An 18,902-nucleotide genomic window follows, 5' to 3' on the forward strand; every position below is an offset into this window, starting at 1 on the left:
AACCTGCGCCTCCAAACCACCGGGCCCCAGCCGCCCCGACATCCCGCACCGCTCGCTCGCTCGCCAAACAGCAGGCCACCCGCGAGTCGGTCGCAACCGTCAAGACCCAGACTCGCAGCCGTCAAAGCCCCAGACTGCCTACGGCCGCGACCCAGTACCCGAGGAGGAACTGTGCGGGAACCGGAAGATCAAGGCCGCCGTCCTCAGGCCACGGCAGCAGTCCTCCCCGCGCCGACAGCCCGGGGGCGTGGCAACGGGGTGGTCACGAGCCGACGATGCGCCGCACGTTGTCGACGGCACCGCAGCCTGCTTTCAGCTGACGCTCGCGCTCTTCCACGAATGCCTCGCCCAGCTCCTCGCGCCGCTCCATGGCCACGTTCTCGCGTGCTCCGTTGAGGATGGTGCGCTCCTCCTCGTCGGCGTGATGGGTGACTGCCTGCACGAGTTCTTCCAGCTTCTCGTCCCATTCCTCGGAGCCGACCTCGTCGACTTCCAGGAGTTCCAGGAGTGCCTTGTTGCCCTCCTCGTGCTCCTCCTCGCCGTGTTCCACCTCTTCGTCGTCGATCTTCTTGTAGCGCTTGAGGGCGGGATAGACCTTCGCCTCTTCCGCCAGTGCGTGCGCAATCAGCAGGTCGGAGAATTCCCGCAGCGCGGCAGCTCTGTCGGCTTCGACGCTGCGCATCAGGCGAAAGAGATCCTCCATCTTCCGGTGGTCCTGGAGAATGAGTTCAACGACGTCTCGTGTCTCTGCCATGGGAACAAGCATCACTTTCATACGGGGACCTTGCCGGAATCCTGCTACCCCATCTCGTGGCGTTCAGCAGGACGACCACCTGATCGAACGACGAGCAGAACCCTTGGGCACCGGCCTGCACCGTCTCACCGAGACAGCCCGCCACCCGATCGGCCTGCGATGCGCTTGCCTCCGTGCTGTCGGCGGATGCCGGGCGTTCGGTGGCCCGGCGGAGCCGGCCTGGTCGATCAGTGGGGGCAGGAACCGCTTGCGACTGCTGTTATTGATAGGCGACCGCACGGCTCCGGATGAGGCAGGACGCGTTCCCATGCAGCCGCGACGGCCCGGCCTGGTGGGGACCGGGGCCCGCTCCCGGTGGAGGCTCCGATCTCGCGGTCTTCAGCCGACCGAGCGTGACCCCAGGAATCACACGTGACACATGCCTGTGGGCTCCGGGTGTTCCCGGAGCCCACAGGTTGGCTGCGGGTGGTGGATTGCCAGCGATCGCAGCGACCCCTGCGGCCGGCTGCCAGGGTCCGCGCTGGGCCTGACGAAGCCGAGGAGCCAGACAACGAGCATGATGACGGCGATCCACCACAGTGCTCTGAGCGCGAAGCCCGAGTCGAAGAGGATCAGGGCCAGGAGGAGAGCCGGAAGCCCCGCCCACAGCCTCTCACCGCAGCCGTCCCGCACCGGGGAAGGCGGTCATCGGCGGCTCAGAAGCGGATGCACACCGGGCCCTGATTGACGTTGACCCAGCCAATCTGCGTGACGGCCGAGTTGCACGCGGCACTCGTCTCGTTCTGGCTTGACTCCTTGTACTCACCGTTGTCGGAGCCGAAGTCGATGCACACCGGGCCCTGATTGACGTTGACGGCGCCGAACTGGTTGGTGGCGTCGTTGCACTGCGCGTTCAGCACCTCGAGTGGGTAGTGCTCGGCGGGCTGGTCGTAGGCCGAAGCAGCACCGGCGCTCACCGACACAGCGGCGACTGCCAGAGCGGTGGCCGTGACGGCCCGACGGAAAGACATCATGACTGTTCTCCAGAGCTGTGGGGGACAAACTTGACGTGTGCCACTCCATCAGCGCCGGCCTGGAGCCGCACGTGGGAATACGCCGTCTGGGCCCGTGCCCACCCAGCAGCCCGGCCACCCGCTGAAGCTGCTGGTGGTCCACCCGAAGGCGCCCTGCCATCGGCTGCATCGACTTGCGCCGGCCGTCCAGCAGCAGCCCCCGCAGATGCAGGGCGCCCTTCTCACGCTGAGCACGCCGCACCGGCCGCGTGCTGCCCCAAGCGATGCCCAGGTGCTGTCGGCCTTCCTGACGGCTTTCCTGAAAAGGGCCATCTGGGCGTAGTGCAGCGGAGCGAGCCCTCGGGCCGGATTTCCCTCGAGCCGCCGGTCGACGCGGAGACTCTCCAGGTGGTGTGTTGCGTGGGCATAGCAGCGCTGATGCAGCGGTTCTGGTCCTGCCGGCGCGACGACGGCCTGGTTGTCGTGCAACGGGTGGAGGCCGGTGTTCGGCCTCCGGCGGGGGCGATGCGACGGTCGGACCGGCAGGCGTGTCCGGCGATGCGACCGGCGTAGCGGCGTATCGACGTAATGATGCTTTTCATACCTATTTAGTGATATAAGAGGCACATTCTTGTGGGTGTGGCGGTCAGCGCCTGCGCTCGGCAGCTGGACTCGCGTTTCACAACGGGGGACTTGAGGGAGAGCACCATGCGGCGGTTCAGAATCGCGATGTCCCGTCAGGCGCCGACGCCGGTGGCACATCGCCCAATCCACCGCGAGGAGGGTCGGGCGCGCTGGTACGCCCCCTTCTCGATGAGCGTGGACCTCCTTGCTGCGGCACTTCCGGTTGCGGCGGCGTTTGTCGAGGTTCGCGAGCCCCACCCCCTGCGCCTGGCGGCCGCGGCTGCCCTGCTCTGGCCTCTCATCGGAGTGGTGAGCAGGCGGTACACACCCTTGGCGTGGGGCGACGGGGGCGGCCTGAGGGCCGTGATACGGGACTGGCTGGTCCTTGTCGGTGCCCTGGCGACACTGCGCGTGGTCTGCGGGCTGGACAGCGTGCCGGCCGAAGCGTTCACGGCACTGATCCCCGCCCTGGTTCTGACCGGTGTCTGCCAGAAGTTGATCCACCGTCACCTGCTGGCGTCCCGCCGGGCCGCCCGGGCCCTGCGCCACGTGGTCGTCGTCGGTGAGCCCCCGACGGTCGACGCCGTTGTCGAGCAACTTGCCCAGCGCACCGACCACGAGTACGTGGTGGTCGGCGCCTGCCCGGTGGGTGAGGGCGACGTCATCTCCGGTGTGCCGGTGTGTGGGCGGCTGCCCCTCGAGACGCCCGAGACGCCCGAGGAGGACGCCGCGGCGGTGCTGGGGGCGGCCGAGGAACTCGCGGCCGACACGGTTTTCGTGGCACCCGGTCCGCATGTCTCCGGTGATCGGGTGCGCAGACTGTCATGGATGCTTCACGACCAGGGCCGCTCACTCGTGGTGCTGCCGGGGATCGTCGACGTGGCGCGGCGGCGTGTACGGCCGACGTCGGCAGCCGGTCTCACCCTGTTGCACATCGCGCCGCCGTTGCAGCGCGGCATGCACACGCTGGCGAAAGCCCTCTTGGACCGAATGGGTGCACTGACACTGATCGTGCTGCTCTCACCGTTGCTGTTGCTGCTGGCTCTTGCCGTCCGGTTCAGCTCGCCCGGGCCGATCCTGTACCGGCAGACACGGGTGGGCCGCGGCATGGCGCTGTTTCCCATGTGGAAGTTTCGCACCATGGTGGTCGACGCAGACCGGATGAAAAGCGGGCTGGAGGCGCAGAACGAGAACGACGGGCACATGTTCAAGATGCGTCAGGACCCCCGGGTCACCTCCGTGGGGCGCATCCTGCGCCGCTACTCTCTGGACGAGCTGCCTCAGCTGTTCAACATCCTCTTCAACCACATGTCCCTCGTCGGTCCGCGCCCTCCGCTCCCCGAGGAGGTCGCCAAGTACAACAGCGTCGAGATGCGCCGGCTCCGCGTCAAACCGGGCCTGACAGGTCTGTGGCAGGTGAGCGGGCGGTCGGATCTGTCGTGGCGCGAGACGGTCGCGCTCGATCTGCGCTACGTCGACAACTGGTCGCTGGCCGGTGACATGAACGTCATGGCACGCACGGTGCGCGTGGTGCTGGAAGGCCAGGGCGCCTACTGAGGGCGGATGCGGCCCTTTTTCCGGGCCGCATCCGCCATCCGGGCAGGCCTGCCACCAACACGCGGAGATCGCGGGTGATCCGTCCCGGGGGACGGTAAGGATCGCGGCTGGAGACGTCTCAGGCCCTTGGAAGGGACACCGCCGTGGCACAGACCTCAGCCACACACCACAGAGCCGCACAGTCAGGAAGCGCCCCTCCCCCGGGTGACACCGACGGCACCACGACGCACCAACCCCTAGGGGAGCGCTCCCTGCGCGGTTTCACCGGGGCCGGATACGACAAGGGCCGCGCCCTGCCGGTCCAGGCCGCGTGGTACGCCGTCCTCCACCTTCTCTTCGCTACTTGGTGGTTCCCGGCGCGCTGGCGGCCGGCACTACTGCGCGCCTTCGGGGCCCGCGTTGGGCAGCGAGTGCTCATCCGGCGCGGAGTGCGCGTCCACTGGCCCTGGAAACTGGACATCGGTGACGATGTCTGGATCGGTGAGGACGCCTGGATCCTCAACCTGGAACAGGTCACGATCGGCCACGACTGCTGCGTCTCCCAGGGCGCACTGCTGTGCACGGGCAGCCATCGTCGCCGTTCCGCCACCTTCGAGTTCGACAACGGCCCCATCCGGCTGGAAGCGGGCAGCTGGATCGCGGCGCGCGCCGTCGTACTGCGCGGGGTCACCGTCGCAAGCGGCGCGGTCGTGGGTGCCGGCGCCGTCGCCCACCGGGACCTCGCACCGGGCGAGGTTCTGACCGTGGGCGGTGCGCCTGCAACGGACGTGTCCGTTCCCCCCGTGTCAGCGAAGGGAACCACGGCATGAGACTGGTTCATGTCGTCACCCTCGTCAGCGACGATGGCGCTTTTGGCGGGCCGACGAGCGTGGCCCTTGCCCAACTCGGGGAGTGCGCCACGCGCGGTCACGATGTGACGCTGGTGTCGCTGTGGCGGGGCCGTTCTCCCGCCGCGCGCCGCCTCGGCGCCGTCCGCTTCCTGTCCCGTCCGGCATGGCGGGTCGTCCCGGGCCGGGGTTGTCTGGGACTCATGCACCCGCTGCTGCTGCGGGACTTGTGGCGGGCCATGGGGCGCGCCGACGTCGTGCAACTGCACGCGGGACGCGACCTCGTCTCGCTCGCCGCGCTCGTCGTCGCCCGTCTGCGGCGTACCGCCTTCATCACCCAGACCCACGGCATGGTCGAGCCCCGCAGTAGCCCCGTTGCGCGTGTCTTCGACCGTCTCTACGTGCCTCTGTTGCGCCGGTCGCGCTGCTGTCTCGTGCTCACCGAGCGGGAGCGCCGGGCCCTGACCGACGTACTGGGTCCGGAGGGGCCACCGCTGGTTTCCCTGCCCAATGGCCTGCGTTCCGTGGGTGATGAGGCGGGCACGCTGCCGCGCAGCGACCGCGAGGTGATCTTCCTGGCCCGGCTTCATCCGCGCAAACGCCCGGAGACGTTCGTCGAGATGGCCGCCCTGGTCCACAAGGAGGTGCCCGAGGCACGCTTCACCCTGTTCGGTGCGGACGAAGGGTCGCTCCCGGCCGTGCGTCGGCTGATCGCGGATCGCGGACTGACCGGGGTGGTCTCGTACGGCGGTGCGCTGGAGCACTCCGCGGCGCTGAAGGCCTACCGCAAAGCCGCCGTTTACGTCCTGCCGAGTGTGGACGAGCCGTTTCCGATGACAGTGCTGGAAGCATTGGCCGAGGGCACGCCGGTGGTGTGCACGGACAGCAGCGGCATCGCGGCCGAACTGACACGCAGGGGAGCGGCGCTGGTCACCGACGGCAGCCCGGAGACTCTGGCCGACGCGGTGTGCCTGCTGCTTGCCGACGAGACGCTACGCCGCTCTCTGGCCGAGGCCGGTCGTCGTGCGATCGAGGAGGTCTTCTCCATCCGGGCGGTCGTGGACCGACTCGAGGACGTCTACCGGGGGGGACCGGATCGCGGTTGATCCGGATGCTCCGGCCGTCTCGGGCCCGCCGCAGGCGCGGTGGTTCCGAGACGGCCGGTGCCCGCAAGGGCGTCAGCGCGCCGGGGTGCGGCTGACCGCGCGGAGAATGTCCTCGAAACGGGAGGCGCAGTCCTCCAAGGCGAACTCCCGCTCGGCGAGGGCACGGCTCTCCTTGCCCAGGGACTCGGCGCGAGCCGGGTCGGACAGGATTTCCTGGGCCCATGCGGAGGCCTCGTCGAGTGCGGACTCCGCCGGGGGGAAGACCGCGGAGCCGGCCTGCCGGATCAGGTGGGCGGCCAGGTTGTCGCCGGGCATCAGGCCGAGCACCGGACGTCCGGCGCACAGATACGACAGCGTCTTGGACGGGACGGAGAATTGACCGGCGTCCGCTGCGAGGACGACGACGAGGAGGTCACCCGAGCCCAGCACTTCGGGCAGTCGCGCGTAGGGCTGGAAGGGCAGCAGGGTCAGGTCGACTCCGCGGGCGGCTGCGGCCCTTCTGAGGACGGGCACGGCAGGGCCGTCGTTGACGACGACGAGACGGACCGGGGTGCCCCGGTCCCGCAGCCGTTCGGCCAACTGCACCAGCAGTACCGGGTTGTGCTTGAGACCCAGGGTGCCGGAGTACAGCACCGTCCGCACTCCGTTCAGACCATGTTCGGCAGACCAGTCGTTGTCCCTGTTCCGCGGGAGGATCTCGTCCAGCGGTGCCCAGTTGGGAATGACGGTGACCTTGGCAGCGGTGCCCCACTGCTGGTGGATCCGCAGGAAGGACTGTGCAATCACCACGATGGCCGCGGCCTGCGTGCCGACCACTTCTCGCCTGCCCCGAAGACCTTGGCGGCGACGCCCATGGACTTCGCGACGCCGGCGAAAGTCTTCAGTGCGACGGTCGTGACGTCCTGGTGCCACAGGACCCAGGGAATGCCCAGCCGCTTCAGCATGGCCGCTGCCGCGACCAGCATGGGGATGGGCAGGTTGGACAGCATGGCCACGTCGGGCTTCTCCCGGCGTACCTGCCGGGCCAGTTCAAGGCCCAACGAGGTTTCCTGGACCAGCCGTCGGCAGTATTGCTCCTTGCGGAGCGCGGTGCTGTCCCCGATGGTGACGAAGCGCAGGCCCGGAGCGTCTCCGGCGAGGTTCCCCTTGCCGGACACGTAGGCGGTGCAGGTTGAGTGGACGACATCGTGGCCACGTCGTGCCAGTTCCCGGCTCAGTTGCGCCTGGAACGGGTGACCGCTGTAGTCGTGCACGAGGATCCTCATCGGCCCTCCGTGTGCGGGGTCTCGGCTCGGTCTCACTGGTGGGAGCGCTTGACCTGGTCGTAAACCCAGGCATAGGTCTTCTCCAGGCCGTCGAGTAGGGGGATGGATGGTTCCCAGCCGTAGATCTCGCGGATCAGGTCGTTGTCGGAGTTGCGGCCGCGTACGCCCTGTGGGGCGTCCAGCTGGTAGGTGCGCTCGCAGCGGATGCCGGCGATCTGCTCGACGATGTCGACGAGCTGGTTGATCGTCACCAGTTCCGAGGAGCCGAGGTTGACGGGGACACCACTGTCCGCGTGCATGATCATCTGAGTGCCGTGGAGGCAGTCGTCGATGTACATGAACGAGCGGCTCTGCTGTCCGTCGCCCCAGATGTCGATCCGGTGGTCACCGGACACGACGGCCTCGGCCACCTTGCGGCACACCGCGGCCGGCGCCTTCTCGCGACCGCCGGTCCAGGTGCCGTGGGGGCCGTACACGTTGTGGTAGCGGGCCACGCGGGTGGTGAACCCGTAGTCCTCGGCGTAGTGCCGGCACATGCGCTCGGAGAAGAGCTTCTCCCATCCGTAGCCGTCCTCCGGCTGTGCCGGGTAGGCGTCCTGCTCCTTGAGGGCGGTGACGTTCGGGTCGGTCTGTTTGTCGGCGGCGTAGACGCAGGCGGAGGAGGAGTAGAAGTAGCGCTCGACGCCGGCCTCGTGTGCCGCCTGGAGCATGTGAGTGCTGGTCAGCACCGACATCATGCAGGCGGCCTTGTTGTTCTCGATGAAGCCCATGCCGCCCATGTCGGCGGCCAGCATGTACACCTGCCGCGCTTCCTGGACGCCCGCCCGCGCATTGTCGAGCAGCGAAAGGTCGGCGACCACGTTCTCGGCGTCCTGGTGGAGCTGGTACCACTCGTGGGGAGGCTTGATGTCGATGGAGCGGACGGTCTTCCCCTGGGCGAGAAGTTCACCGACGAGGTGACCGCCGATGAATCCCCCGCCTCCGGCCACGACGACATCGGTCTGCTTGCTCATGCGCGAGTCCCTTGTGCGTTGGAGGTCTGATGCGTGATCAGTAGGTCCACCGCCGCCTGTCACGGCCGATCCAGCGCCGGGCCTGCGGAGGTCTGCGCGACAACCTATGCAGATTTGTCCTGATTTCAGATCTAAGGCGCACTGGTGGTCATGGAGATCACTCGATGACCATGTTTGAGGACTAATACACCGATTTTTCTGCTTCGTGCGTGGTGAGCCCCGTTCTGGGGTCAGGACCGCTATAAATCCTTTGGTGACGTTTCAGGACGAAAAATCACTCGACGGAGAGGCCTGGATGCGAGGCGCCCGCGTCCGCAGCGTGGCTGCGGTCTCCCTGTGGACCGTGACCTTGATCGTCCTGCTGCCAGGGCTGATCCTCCAGTCGGACGGCATGCGGATGTCGTCTGTGCTCCCTGCGCAGGCTGTCGTCGTCGTCCACGCCGGTGGTGCGCTCGCCCGGGTGCTCACTGCTCCCACGGTGCGGTTGGTCGGCTTCGGCTTCTGGGTCTTCGCCTACATCTGGCTCGGCCTGGCGCCCCTGGCGATGCTCGCCTCCGACGCGTACCCGTGGCCCTACCGGACCGGCGAGGCGACCACCTTCAAAGCGGTCGCTGTCATCGAGCTGGGTCTCGTGGCCTACAGCGCCGGAACGGCGCTGGCCGCGCGCCACCGGCAGGCCCGCGTGGCGACCGCCCGGCCAGGACTGCTGGAACGGCTGCTCTCACGCCGTCTCGCACCCTGGCGCCTGCTGGCGCTGAGCGGTTTGGCCCTCGCCTTCGCCTTGCTGCTGATCTCGCGTCAGCCCGGTCGCCTCACCGCCTACTTCACCAGCCGTCAGGCGATCACGGAAGCCGGCGCCATCGGCGACGGGGAGGGCGCCTTCCTCCAAGTGCTGCTCAGCTGGTCACTGTCCGTGCCCGCATTCTGGGCGCTGCTGGGACTGCTGCACGTGCCCCGTCTGACGGGCGGCGACCGCTGGCTTCGCGTGTTGCGCCGACTGCTGCTTCCAGTGCTCATCGTGCTGAACGCGGTCGTCAACAACCCGGTCAGCAAACCCCGGTTCTGGGTCGGCACGATCGTACTGACCCTGCTGTTCACCGTGCCCCGGCTGAGCCGTCCCCGCGCCTTCCGGATCACGGCCGCCGCACTCATCGCGGCGCTCCTGGTCGTCTTCCCCTACAGCGACTACTTCCGCTACAGCGATCGCGAGGAGGTGGCCGTCACCTCCCTCGCCGCCCAGTTCACCACCAACGGGGACTATGACGCTTTCCAGCAGGTACAGACAGGCATCGACTTCACACGGGACAACGGGTTCTCCCCTCAGGACGCCCTCGGTCCACCGCTGTTCATGGTGCCGCGCTCGATGTGGCCGGAGAAGCCCGAGGACACCGGCATCAGACTGGCTCGCTACGCGGGTTACGAGTTCCTCAATCTCTCCGCGCCGCTGTGGATCGAGAGTTACCTCTGGGCCGGTCCGTTCGGCGTGGTCGGCGTCTTCTGTCTGCTCGGCTCGCTCGGACGGCGGGTGGACGACGTACGCCACCTGCTGCGTGGCCGGTCGGGCAGTCTCGCGGCATTGCTGGTGCCTGCCTTCGCCTTCTACCAGATGGTCTTCCTGCGCGGCAGCCTGCTCGGCATCGCAGGCCCGCTGACCCTCCTCTTGACCGTTCCGCTGCTCATCAGCACCCGCACCGGCCGGCTCCCCCCATCGGCGGTGCCGATCGCACCCATCCGTCATGCATCCATCTCCGGAACAGGAGGGCACCGGTGACCGGCCCCATCCCATTCGACGACCGGTACGACGAACCGGACCAGCTACGCGACCAACTGCGCCGCATCCTGCGCCACCGCGCCCTGATCGCGCTGGGCATCCTCCTGGGTGTCCTCGGTGGCCTGGCCCTGTCACAGCAGCGCGCCCACACCTATGCCGCCACCAGCGAAGTCCTGGTGCGCTCCACCACCGACCCCTTCAGCGCCGTCGGCGTCTCGGCCGACAACCAGGTCAGCATGAGCACCGAGCAGCGGATCGCCGCCAGTGCCACCGTCGCCGTGCGCGCAGCGCGCCTCCTGGGCCGGCCGACAGCCAGGCCGGGATGCTCGGTACACAGGTGCGGGTCACCAACCCGCTGAAATCACAGGTCCTGCGCTTTGAGTTCACCGCCGACGGCCCCCAGCGCGCGGCACGCGGCGCCAACGCCTTCGCCGACGCCTATCTCGCCGACCGCGAAAGTCGTAACGACGCCACAGTGGCGCGGACGACCCGCGCTCTGCAGCAACAGATCGCCGTGCTGAACCAGCGGCTGTCCCAGGGGGTGGAGACTGCCAAGTCCGCAGCCCAGAACCAGCTCTACAACCTGCAGAAGCGCGTTCTCGACATCAAGGCCCGCGACACCGACGGTGGCGACGTCGTCCGCAGGGCCACAGTGCCCGCCCTGCCCGTCGGCCCCGGGCCGCGGACCTCGCTCGCCCTCGGACTGGCATCCGGACTTCTCCTGGGCATCATGCTGGCCTGGGTACGCTCCGCCCTGGACAGCCGGGTCGGCTCGGTCGGCGAGGTGCAGAGCGCCCTGCGCGCTCCGGTGGTCGGTGTCCTGCCTTCCGACGACGGCGGAGACCGCGCCCTGCTGACGGTCGGCCGTACCGCCAGCCCCCGGACGGAGGCCTATCGGGCTCTGGCATTCCGGCTGAGGCAGATCGGCGACCCGGGTGGTCCCGGCCAGGTGCTCGTGGTGGCCCCCCGGCGGGCCGGCGACGCCGAGGAGGTCGCAGCCAATCTGGGCGCCGCCCTCGCCGACAACGGCAGCGACGTGCTTCTGCTCGACACCGCCGCACACACCACCGGCCTCGCCACCCAACTGCCCCTGATCCCCATCGAGGCCCCCACCACGGGGGAGTTCCCTCCGGCCGGAGCGCCTTCGTCGAGGCCGACGTCGCCGGCCGCTTCGCCTTCTTCTCGGGCAGGGCCACCGGTCCGTTCGACCGGACGGAGTCCGCCGACGCCGACGCCGGCGCGTCGACCGTCGTCGTCGCGGGGCCCTTCCTCACACACGCTGACACGCTGTCCGTCGCGCAGCGTGCCGACGGCATCCTCGTGGTCGTTCGACCCGGCCACACCCGGCGGGAGGACCTCCGGCAGATGCAGGAGCTGATCGGCTGCTCCGGCGGACGCATCCTTGGGGCCGTGCTCGAAGCCGGTCGCAAGCGCCGGAGACTGAGTGCCCTACGCCGCCCGAAGCACCGCCTCCCGTCACGAACAGGCCTCCCCTCCACGGAACTCTCCGAGCGGGACGCCACGCTGAGCATCTCCCGCCGGTGACCACCCCCGAAGCAACCACCCGCCCCCGCCCCGAGGCCACGGGCAGTGGTGTCGCCGCCACCGCGCGGGGCGTTGGTGGGGTATGGCCGGTTCCGTGGCGAACGCGGTCTTCTCGTTTCTCCTCGTCGGCCTGATCACCCGGGCTGTCGGGGCACAGGGGGCGGGCGTCATCTTCACGGGCGTCGCCATGTTCACCATTCTCAGCAACGCTTGCAAGCTCGGCGCCGACACCGGGCTTGTGCGCTTCGTCCCACGCGACCTCGCCGTCGACGCGGCCGTTCGGTGGCCGCGCTGGTGCGCACAGCTCTCCTGCCGGCGACCGTGGCCGGCACCGCGGCCGCCGTGCCTCTGGTGCTGTTCCCCTCGGTGGCGACCGCACTCCTGCCCCAGCTGCCTCCTGCCGACGCCGCCGCACTCATCCGGTTGTTCGGACTCTTCCTGCCCGCCGCCACCGTGGGTATGGTCCTGCTCGGCGCCGCGCGGGGATACGGCACAGTCGTGCCGTTCGTCGGCGTGGAACAGATCGGCAAACCGGTGCTGCGCGTTCTGATCGCCATCCCCGTCGTCTGGTGTGCGCCCAGTGTGACTGCCCTGGCCTCGGCCTGGCTGCTGCCGTCGTTCGCCGGGTCGGTGGCCGCCTGGTTCGCATTACGCCGTTGTCGCGCCCGGCGTCCGACACCCCGCCGGGCAGCGGGCGCGGATGTGCCCTGGCGGGCCTTCTGGCGCTTCGCCGCACCCCGTGCGGTGTCCTCCGTCTTCGACATCGGGGCCGTCTGGATCGGCGTCATCCTGTTGTCGGCGCTTGCCACCAGCGGAGAAGCGGGGGTGTACACCGCCATTGGCCGCATCGTCACGGCGGGCACCCTGGTCCAACTCGCCGTACGGCTTGCCGTCGCGCCGGAACTCAGCCGACTGCTGGCCGTGGAGAAGGTTGCCGAGGCGCGCGCCCTGCACCGCGTCTCGACCTGCTGGACCGTGCTCCTGTCGTGGCCCCTGTTCGGCGTCGTCGCCTGCTTTCCCGGGACGATCCTGTCCGTCTTCGGGCCGGGGTTCACCGATGGCGCCCTCGCACTCGTCGTGCTGTGCGCGGCCTCCATGGTCAACGTCGCTGTCGGCAGCGCTCAGACCGTGTTGCTCATGGCCGGCCGGAGCAGCTGGCATTTGACGGTCACCGCGGTGGCGTTCACGGTTCAGCTTGCCGTCGGCGTCCTCGCCGTGCCGGCCTGGGGTGTGCTCGGCGCCGCGGTGTCCTGGGGTGCGGCGATCGTGGTGGAAAACCTCACGGCGGCCGTGCTTGTCCGGATGCGCCTCGGCTTCACGACCGTGGACGGGGGCTACATCAGGGCTCTCGAGGTGGGGCTCGCCGTCACGGCGGTACTGGCGGTGTCCCGTCTTTCCGAGGGCGACACCTCGTGGGGACTCGCCGTGGGAATGGTCTTGGGATTGTGTGTATTTGGTATTACTTTATGCCGATATCGGACGCTGCTGAGGTTGGGCGATCTGGTCGGAGCGCTGCGGCACCGCGCCGCATGAACGCAGACGCGTGCGCACCGTCAGCGTCACCACAGCGGCGTCGCTTCCCTCACACCACTGCCATCCGGGGACTCCCGTGTACCTGAGAAAAAGCCGTAAGAAGCCGGCCGCGAGGGTCGCGGTCACAGCTCTCATCTGCTGCGCCACCGTGCCGCTAGGCACCCCCCTAGCCACCGCCGCCGACGGCGCGCCCGCTTTCACCGCCGATCCGCTGGCCACCTGGCAGACAGACGGCATCGTCTGGTCGCTGACCGCCGCGAAGGGTGTCGTCTACGTCGGAGGATCCTTCGAGAACGTCCGCCCACCAGGAGCTGCCCCCGGCCAAGGACAGGTGAAGCGCCGCAATTTCGCCGCCTTCGACGCGGCAACCGGCAAACTTCTACCCTGCGCCCCGTCGTTCACCGGCAACAACCACACCGTGCGGGCCATGAAGGCTTCCCCGGACGGCCGCGTGCTGTACGTGGGCGGTTCCTTCAACCAGGTCGGATCCGTCCGCGTGGCCAATCTGGCGGCCTTGGACACCGCCGGCTGCTCCCTGCGCAAGAGCTTCAAGCCGGCGGTGTCCGCCACCGTCCGCGCCATCGACACCACGGACCGTGCGATCTACTTCGGCGGCGATTTCGGCCGCGTCGCGGGCCAGCCCAGGAACCGGGTCGCCGCCGTCGCCACCACGGGATCCCTGCTGCCGTTCCGAGCAGACGTCGACCTGCCCGTACGGGCGCTGTCGGCCGCAACCTCGCATGGACGGCTCTTTGTCGGGGGTGATTTCGAATCGGTCAACGGACAGGGCGCGCGCTCACTCGTCGCCCTTGATGCCGCCAGCGGCAAGACCGTGCTCACGTATCCGGGCTGGTTCCCTCCCCAGTCGTCGGTCAAGACGATCGCGCGCGACACCACCCGCTTCTACGTGGGCGCAGAGGGCCACGGCCCCGGCATCTTCGACGGCCGGATCGCGGGTCGCCTCGCCAACGGCACGATGTTGTGGAAGGACACCTGCTTCGGAGCCACCCAGTCCGTCCTGCCCTACAAGGGCGTCCTCTACAGCGCCTCCCACGCACACAACTGCAACGAGACGCCCGGAGGTTTTCCCGAGCGAGGCGACCGGCAGCACCTGCTGGCCCAGTCACTCGACAACCGCAGGATTCTGCACTGGTTCCCCGACACCAACGACGGGCTGGGGGAGAAAGTCGGCCCCCGTACCCTGGCGGTGTCGGCCGGCGTCCTGTGGGCGGGCGGTGAGTTCACCCGGGTCAACGACGTACCGCAGCAGGGCCTGACGCGCTTCGGCAACCGTGACACCGGAGCGCCGAAGGTTCCCGCCCTGGCACTGTCCGACACCAGTCCCGGCAAGGTCGTGGTCACCTGGCGCGCCTCCTGGGACCGGGACGACGCGTCCTTGACGTATCGGGTCTACCGCGACGGCAAACTCGTGGCGCAGAAGAAGAAGGCATCCACGTACTGGGACCGTCCACAGATGACTTACACCGACACCGTGCCCGCCGGGACCAGTCATCGCTACGCCATCGAGGTGACCGACGGGACGAACGTCTCCGCCAAGTCGAACTCGGTGACGGTGAACGTGCCGAAGAGGGCGGCCCAGGAGAAGGCGGCCCCGGAGGAGGCGGCCCCGGAGGAGGCGGCCCCGGAGGAGGCGGCGGCCCCGGACCCGTTGGCGGGTGACCCTCAGTGACACGCATCGGATTCGCGCCCGGCGTCTACGACCTCTTCCACATCGGACACCTCAACATCCTGCGGGAGGCGCGTCAGCACTGCGACTGGCTCGTGGCGGGCGTGACCTCCGACGACCTCGCCGCGAGCCTGAAGGGCCACGCTCCCGTCGTGCCGCTCGCCGAACGCCTGGAGATCGTCCGCAGTCTGCGCTACGTCGACGACGCCGTCGTGGAGGCGGACGTCGACAAGCTGAAGACGTGGAAGCGAGTCGGCTTCCACGTCATCTTCAAGGGCGACGACTGGCGGGGGACACCCAAGTGGGAAGAGCTCGAACGGCGCTTCGAGCAGGTCGGTGTCGAGGTCGTCTACTTCCCGTACACCATGCACACCTCCAGCACTCTGCTGCGCGCCGCCCTTGAACTGCTCTCGACCAACGGAGCGTCCCAGACTGCCTCAGCGCAGCTCGCGGAACCACTTCACCAGGAAAGCGCCCATGAACACGACGTGCGCCAGGAGCAGCCCGCAGTACGCCGTGAGGAAGAAGTCCTGATTGCCCAGGAATAGGAAACTGACGCAGGTCAGGCCGTAGTCCACCGGCAGAAGCAGGACGGACCGCAGCACCGGAGGAGCGGGCGCCGGAGCGTGATCCGGCGCCCGCCACTTGAGCTTCTCCGTCAGGATTCCGGCAAAGAAGATCACCACGGCCGCGAGTTCGAAGAGCATCGGCGCCAGCAGGAAGAGCGGACTGGGCAGGGTGAAGAACCGGTAGAACGACACCAGTACGACCAGATGCAGGGCGACGATCTTGATGCAGTCCACGACATGGTCGAGCCACTCGCCCGACGGGCTTCCTGATCGCTGGCTCCGTGCCAGCTGACCGTCCGCCGCATCCAGCGCGAACCCCAGGACGAGGGCCGCGCCGACGCAGACCGCCATTGCGGTCCCCGGCGGAATCAGGGCCACCGCGGCGAGGGCGGGAAAGGTGAACACCGCGCTCAGGACGGTGAGCTGATTCGGCGTCGCCCCTGCACGGTGGGCCAAGGCGGCCAGGAACCGGCCGGCCGGCCGATTCACGAACAAGGTGTACAGCGATGCTCCCTTCGGCGGCTTCTGTGCCGTCGACAGGTGCTTGAGTACAGCAGCAAACTCCGTCATTCATGTCCTTAAGGGATGAATTGCTGGAAAGAAGGCGATTATGGCAGTACGGGGAGTCCGGATGTCTCATGTCAGCCGTCGGCAACTTCTGCGTGGCGCAGCGTCGGGGATCGGAGCGATGGCCTTGACCGCTCCCAGTGCTTCCGCCGCCGGCGGAGCGGCTCACGGCCCCACGACACCACCGGTCCCCGCCGGACCCCGAAGAGGTCGCCCGTCGACGTCCCGACTGCCGCTAGTGCTGAACGTGGCCGACCTCGGAGCGGTGGGCGACGGACTAACCGACGACACCGCCGCCTTCGAGATCGCCTACTCGCTCGCGGCCGCCCGGGTCGCCCGGGGGGTCGGACGCACGGTGATCGAAATCCCCGCGGGAGAGTTCCTCATCACCCGTGCACACGCGCTGCTCAACGGCGTCGCTCCGCTGTCAGCGGCCAACGGCCTGCGCTTCAGCGGAGCAGGAAAACGCATGACCACCCTTGTCTTCCGTCCGGACAACGGCCCGGGCTCCTACCTCTGCCGCAACGAGGACATCTGGTCGAACCTCTCCTTCGAGCGCATCCAGTTTCGCTCGGCCACGCCGGGCGCCTCCTTTTTCAGCTCGTACTCCACCGGCAATGCCCAGGACTACCGCTTCTCGGAATGCGAATGGATGGGGGAGTGGGAGTTCGGCATCGCCCTTGACGGCACCAACACCAACTCTGAGATGCGCTGGGAGGCTTGCCGGGTCGGCGGCAGCTACCGCCGGGCGTTCCTGTACTCCGGCCTCTCACAACGGCAGCAGCCAGATCCCAACGACCAGGACCAGTTCCTCAACTACTGGTTCACGGACATGAAGGTCGAGTACGAATGGGGCAACTTTCTGGAGTTCCCCTACGGCGGCTCGATCACCTGCCGCGGCGGCTCGTACATCATCACCGGCACGCGTCCGCACAGCACCGAGGAGTACGGCACCACCAGCACGTTCTTCCGCTTCCCCGTCGCCCGACACCATGACTCGGTACAGCGGTTCCACGCCCAGGACATCCGGTTCGAGGTACGCAACCCGCAGGTCCAGGTCATCGACAGCGTCTGGGCGAGCGGCACGATTCACTTCAGCGACTGCGACGACACCGGACTGTCCTTCAAGGACTTCGCCCCCGAGGCACGGGCGCACCGCTATACGGTAGGGCCGCGCGGACCCCTGATCCGTTATGACTCCTGCCAGTTGGTAGGCCGCCACGAATACCGAACGGACGGCCGACGGAAGGCCCTGCCGACCGTGGCCCGCTACGACATGTGCCTTCTGCGCAGTCACTCGGCGCACGAGTTCGCCGTAGCCGAGGACAACGTCCGCCCCGACTTTGTCCGCTTCGTCGACTGCCTCGACAACTCCGCCGTCGACACGTAGGCGCCCGGTCGCATGGTGGATTCCGTACAGAGCCGTGCGGCCCCGCCGGAGCAACAGGCGCTGCGGTCGACACCGTGGCCATGGGGTCGCCGGCCGGATGACCGGCGTCAGGAGGTCGAGGCGGATGCCGCTTCTGGGCCGCTCGCAGGTCGAGGCCCTGCTCGACGTGGACGCGCTGATCGATGTGCTCGCCCCGGCGATGGCAGACCTCAATCAACGGTTTCCCAGGGCGGGAGGTCGTGCGGCAGGCGACGCCAACGCCACTGCACGCCGGTGCGGTCCAGGAACAGGATCGCGCTTTGGCGCTCCGCTTCACGGCGGGGGCGCCAAGGCGGGCTCCGCAGCCGACGCCTTGGGGTTGTACCAGCAACGCGCCCAGGGTCCGGGGCACGTAATCGCGACTGACGGCGCTCAGTCCATCGCGGTCACCTTCCCGGCATTCCACAAACGGTGGCCAGGTGAGGCCAGTCATCCGGCGGGTCCAGCGCCACTGCGGCGTGCAGACGAACGAAGGCGAGAGGCGCGGGCAGGGGAATACCGGCCCGCCGACCGCGCGGGTCGGGCGTGGAGGTCAGGCTGGCCGGGCCGACGACGCAGGCTCCTGGCTGGGCCTCTTGGACGTCTTTAACTGGCGGATGGAGAACGTCGGCAAGGGGCAGCGTTCCGTCAGGGACGCGGGAAAGTGCACAGGGCCGGCCGTCTCGACCAGCTCCGCCAGAGTCTCGAAGCTGCCATCGGCGAGGAGGATTCCCACTAGGCCACGGCCTTGTCGAGATCAAGCAGTGAGCGTTTCGAGTGCCCTACCGGCCCGGCTTGAAGCAGCAGAACCGGTGAGGTCCCCATGGTCCCACAGATGCCGCGGCAAGCATCATCGCCGTGTCCGGTGTGGCGTTGACTGCCCGAGTGTGGCTGGTCAGGATGCTCGTGGCGGCTTGACGGCGAACAGCACCTCGCCGTCCTCCCGGGGTTGCCAGCCGCCGATGAACTCGCGGACCTCGGCTGCCTCGCTGCCGAGTTTCACATTGCTGACTAGCAGCAATCCGCCCGGGCGCAGTGCCCTGGCCAGTACCTCGATCTCGGCGACGCTCACCTCCATGCCGTCGAAGAAGGCGAGGTCCGCCTCGCCCGCGGGCAGGTCGGCGAGGACTTCCACGGCTTCGCCCGTCATGCAGTTCACGCGGTTGGCCAGACCTCGCTCGTTCAGGTGCCGTTGCGCGAGCGCGACGTGGACGGGGTCGCGGTCCACGGTCTGCACGAGGATCCCGGCGTTGGCGAGGCATGCGGCGGAGTATCCGAGGAAAGTACCGATCTCCACGGCGCTGCGCGCGCCTGCCTGTATGGCCCAGGCCGCCAGCTGTGCGCCGTCGACGACGGGCTGCGAGCCGCATCCGTGGATGCGTCGGTGATCAAGGGTGGCATCCTTGAGATCCGACATCGGCGTGTACACAGCAGATTCCATGTGAACCTTCCATGGGTGGTGAGGTCCGACGCCTACGCACGGGCCACGGCCGTGTATGCGTTCAGGTTCAGGGGATCGGGGCTGGTGCTTCGGGGCCTACTCGAACGGAATCCGACTACCGCCCCTGTCATGAACAGCCAAGCATCGAAAACGGCAGGTGGCACCCGGGAGGGGCCGGTCAGGCGACGCGGGCAGAAGGCCTTCGACCCTGACGACGTCACTTTCGTCCCGCCGATGCGCAGA

At 68.3% G+C, this 18,902-nt stretch carries 16 protein-coding genes and 3 pseudogenes; 10 read left to right on the plus strand and 9 right to left on the minus strand.

The features are described 5' to 3' along the window. Nucleotides 1-262 precede the first annotated feature (262 nt). The 4 genes and pseudogenes from BM536_RS36265 to BM536_RS39965 form a co-directional block, all read right to left on the minus strand. Nucleotides 263-754, minus strand: a complete 492-nt coding sequence (locus BM536_RS36265) for a hemerythrin domain-containing protein (protein WP_073492611.1) — start codon at nucleotides 752-754, stop codon at nucleotides 263-265. Between the two features lie 501 nt (nucleotides 755-1,255). After that, nucleotides 1,256-1,402: pseudogene (locus tag BM536_RS43520) on the minus strand (hydrophobic protein); the annotation flags it as partial. A 47-nt stretch (nucleotides 1,403-1,449) separates the two neighbouring features. Beyond that, on the minus strand, nucleotides 1,450-1,767 hold the full coding sequence (locus BM536_RS36275) for a hypothetical protein (protein WP_073492610.1): 318 nt from the start codon (nucleotides 1,765-1,767) through the stop codon (nucleotides 1,450-1,452). A 127-nt stretch (nucleotides 1,768-1,894) separates the two neighbouring features. Further along, a pseudogene (locus tag BM536_RS39965) lies at nucleotides 1,895-2,038 on the minus strand (transposase); the annotation flags it as partial. 521 nt (nucleotides 2,039-2,559) lie between these two features. Here BM536_RS39965 and BM536_RS36290 point away from each other — a divergent pair. The 3 genes from BM536_RS36290 to BM536_RS36300 all read left to right on the plus strand — a co-directional run bounded on the left by BM536_RS36290 (nucleotide 2,560) and on the right by BM536_RS36300 (nucleotide 5,860). Then, on the plus strand, nucleotides 2,560-3,927 hold the full coding sequence (locus BM536_RS36290) for a sugar transferase (RefSeq protein ID WP_425444721.1): 1,368 nt from the start codon (nucleotides 2,560-2,562) through the stop codon (nucleotides 3,925-3,927). Between the two features lie 251 nt (nucleotides 3,928-4,178). Further along, nucleotides 4,179-4,736 (plus strand): LbetaH domain-containing protein, encoded by a 558-nt coding sequence (locus tag BM536_RS36295; RefSeq protein ID WP_073492615.1) that lies wholly within the window; start codon nucleotides 4,179-4,181, stop codon nucleotides 4,734-4,736. Beyond that, nucleotides 4,733-5,860 carry a glycosyltransferase gene (locus BM536_RS36300; protein WP_073492608.1) on the plus strand — a complete coding sequence of 376 codons (1,128 nt, stop codon included), beginning with the start codon at nucleotides 4,733-4,735 and terminating at the stop codon, nucleotides 5,858-5,860. The genes BM536_RS36295 and BM536_RS36300 overlap by 4 nt, the downstream gene beginning before the upstream one ends. 72 nt (nucleotides 5,861-5,932) lie before the next feature. On the opposite strand, the gene BM536_RS43525 is transcribed toward BM536_RS36300, so the two are convergent. The 3 genes from BM536_RS43525 to BM536_RS36310 are packed head-to-tail and all read right to left on the minus strand — an operon-like array spanning nucleotide 5,933 to nucleotide 8,138. Then, nucleotides 5,933-6,676 carry a glycosyltransferase gene (locus tag BM536_RS43525; RefSeq protein ID WP_245873962.1) on the minus strand — a complete coding sequence of 248 codons (744 nt, stop codon included), beginning with the start codon at nucleotides 6,674-6,676 and terminating at the stop codon, nucleotides 5,933-5,935. After that, nucleotides 6,643-7,125 carry a glycosyltransferase gene (locus BM536_RS43530; RefSeq protein WP_245873963.1) on the minus strand — a complete coding sequence of 161 codons (483 nt, stop codon included), beginning with the start codon at nucleotides 7,123-7,125 and terminating at the stop codon, nucleotides 6,643-6,645. Before BM536_RS43530 ends, BM536_RS43525 begins: the two co-directional genes overlap by 34 nt. A gap of 32 nt (nucleotides 7,126-7,157) precedes the next feature. Then, on the minus strand, nucleotides 7,158-8,138 hold the full coding sequence (locus BM536_RS36310) for an NAD-dependent epimerase/dehydratase family protein (protein ID WP_073492607.1): 981 nt from the start codon (nucleotides 8,136-8,138) through the stop codon (nucleotides 7,158-7,160). 295 nt (nucleotides 8,139-8,433) lie between these two features. Between BM536_RS36310 and BM536_RS36315 the strand changes: the two genes are divergently transcribed. The 6 genes and pseudogenes from BM536_RS36315 to BM536_RS36335 all read left to right on the plus strand — a co-directional run. Then, nucleotides 8,434-9,909: a hypothetical protein gene (locus BM536_RS36315; protein WP_245873964.1), complete on the plus strand. Its 1,476-nt coding sequence runs from the start codon at nucleotides 8,434-8,436 to the stop codon at nucleotides 9,907-9,909. Beyond that, on the plus strand, nucleotides 9,906-10,268 hold the full coding sequence (locus BM536_RS43535) for a hypothetical protein (RefSeq protein ID WP_245873965.1): 363 nt from the start codon (nucleotides 9,906-9,908) through the stop codon (nucleotides 10,266-10,268). The genes BM536_RS36315 and BM536_RS43535 overlap by 4 nt, the downstream gene beginning before the upstream one ends. Continuing rightward, nucleotides 10,232-11,287, plus strand: coding sequence for a YveK family protein (locus BM536_RS36320; protein WP_245873966.1), 1,056 nt, complete (start codon nucleotides 10,232-10,234; stop codon nucleotides 11,285-11,287). Before BM536_RS43535 ends, BM536_RS36320 begins: the two co-directional genes overlap by 37 nt. A 449-nt stretch (nucleotides 11,288-11,736) precedes the next feature. Beyond that, the gene (locus tag BM536_RS36325; RefSeq protein ID WP_245873967.1) at nucleotides 11,737-12,987 is read left to right on the plus strand and encodes an MATE family efflux transporter; all 1,251 of its coding nucleotides are present in this window, start codon (nucleotides 11,737-11,739) and stop codon (nucleotides 12,985-12,987) included. A 148-nt stretch (nucleotides 12,988-13,135) separates the two neighbouring features. Then, on the plus strand, nucleotides 13,136-14,677 hold the full coding sequence (locus BM536_RS36330) for a hypothetical protein (RefSeq protein ID WP_073492606.1): 1,542 nt from the start codon (nucleotides 13,136-13,138) through the stop codon (nucleotides 14,675-14,677). Further along, nucleotides 14,674-15,111: pseudogene (locus BM536_RS36335) on the plus strand (FAD synthase family protein); the annotation flags it as partial. The gene BM536_RS36330 and the pseudogene BM536_RS36335, both read left to right, overlap by 4 nt. Here the strand turns inward: BM536_RS36335 and BM536_RS36340 are convergent. Next, nucleotides 15,112-15,813, minus strand: a complete 702-nt coding sequence (locus tag BM536_RS36340; RefSeq protein WP_073492605.1) for a CDP-alcohol phosphatidyltransferase family protein — start codon at nucleotides 15,811-15,813, stop codon at nucleotides 15,112-15,114. Nucleotides 15,814-16,057: 244 nt separating this feature from the next. Here BM536_RS36340 and BM536_RS36345 point away from each other — a divergent pair, with 244 nt between their 5' ends. Beyond that, nucleotides 16,058-17,200, plus strand: a complete 1,143-nt coding sequence (locus BM536_RS36345; protein ID WP_245873968.1) for a glycoside hydrolase family 55 protein — start codon at nucleotides 16,058-16,060, stop codon at nucleotides 17,198-17,200. A 913-nt stretch (nucleotides 17,201-18,113) separates the two neighbouring features. On the opposite strand, the gene BM536_RS36355 is transcribed toward BM536_RS36345, so the two are convergent. Next, entirely contained in the window at nucleotides 18,114-18,659 is a 546-nt protein-coding gene (locus BM536_RS36355; RefSeq protein ID WP_079274965.1) for an O-methyltransferase, read from the minus strand. Nucleotides 18,660-18,902: the final 243 nt, after the last annotated feature.

The sequence above is a fragment of the Streptomyces phaeoluteigriseus genome (assembly GCF_001896135.2).
Classification (GTDB): Bacteria; Actinomycetota; Actinomycetes; order Streptomycetales; family Streptomycetaceae; genus Streptomyces; species Streptomyces phaeoluteigriseus.

Coding starts and splice junctions, on each gene's coding strand:
- BM536_RS36265 (WP_073492611.1), bottom strand. CDS start 754: ATGGCAGAGACACGAGACGTCGTTGAACTCATTCTCCAGGACCACCGG.
- BM536_RS36275 (WP_073492610.1), bottom strand. CDS start 1,767: ATGATGTCTTTCCGTCGGGCCGTCACGGCCACCGCTCTGGCAGTCGCC.
- BM536_RS36290 (WP_425444721.1), top strand. CDS start 2,560: ATGAGCGTGGACCTCCTTGCTGCGGCACTTCCGGTTGCGGCGGCGTTT.
- BM536_RS36300 (WP_073492608.1), top strand. CDS start 4,733: ATGAGACTGGTTCATGTCGTCACCCTCGTCAGCGACGATGGCGCTTTT.
- BM536_RS43530 (WP_245873963.1), bottom strand. CDS start 7,125: ATGAGGATCCTCGTGCACGACTACAGCGGTCACCCGTTCCAGGCGCAA.
- BM536_RS36310 (WP_073492607.1), bottom strand. CDS start 8,138: ATGAGCAAGCAGACCGATGTCGTCGTGGCCGGAGGCGGGGGATTCATC.
- BM536_RS36315 (WP_245873964.1), top strand. CDS start 8,434: ATGCGAGGCGCCCGCGTCCGCAGCGTGGCTGCGGTCTCCCTGTGGACC.
- BM536_RS36320 (WP_245873966.1), top strand. CDS start 10,232: ATGCTCGGTACACAGGTGCGGGTCACCAACCCGCTGAAATCACAGGTC.
- BM536_RS36340 (WP_073492605.1), bottom strand. CDS start 15,813: ATGACGGAGTTTGCTGCTGTACTCAAGCACCTGTCGACGGCACAGAAG.
- BM536_RS36355 (WP_079274965.1), bottom strand. CDS start 18,659: ATGGAATCTGCTGTGTACACGCCGATGTCGGATCTCAAGGATGCCACC.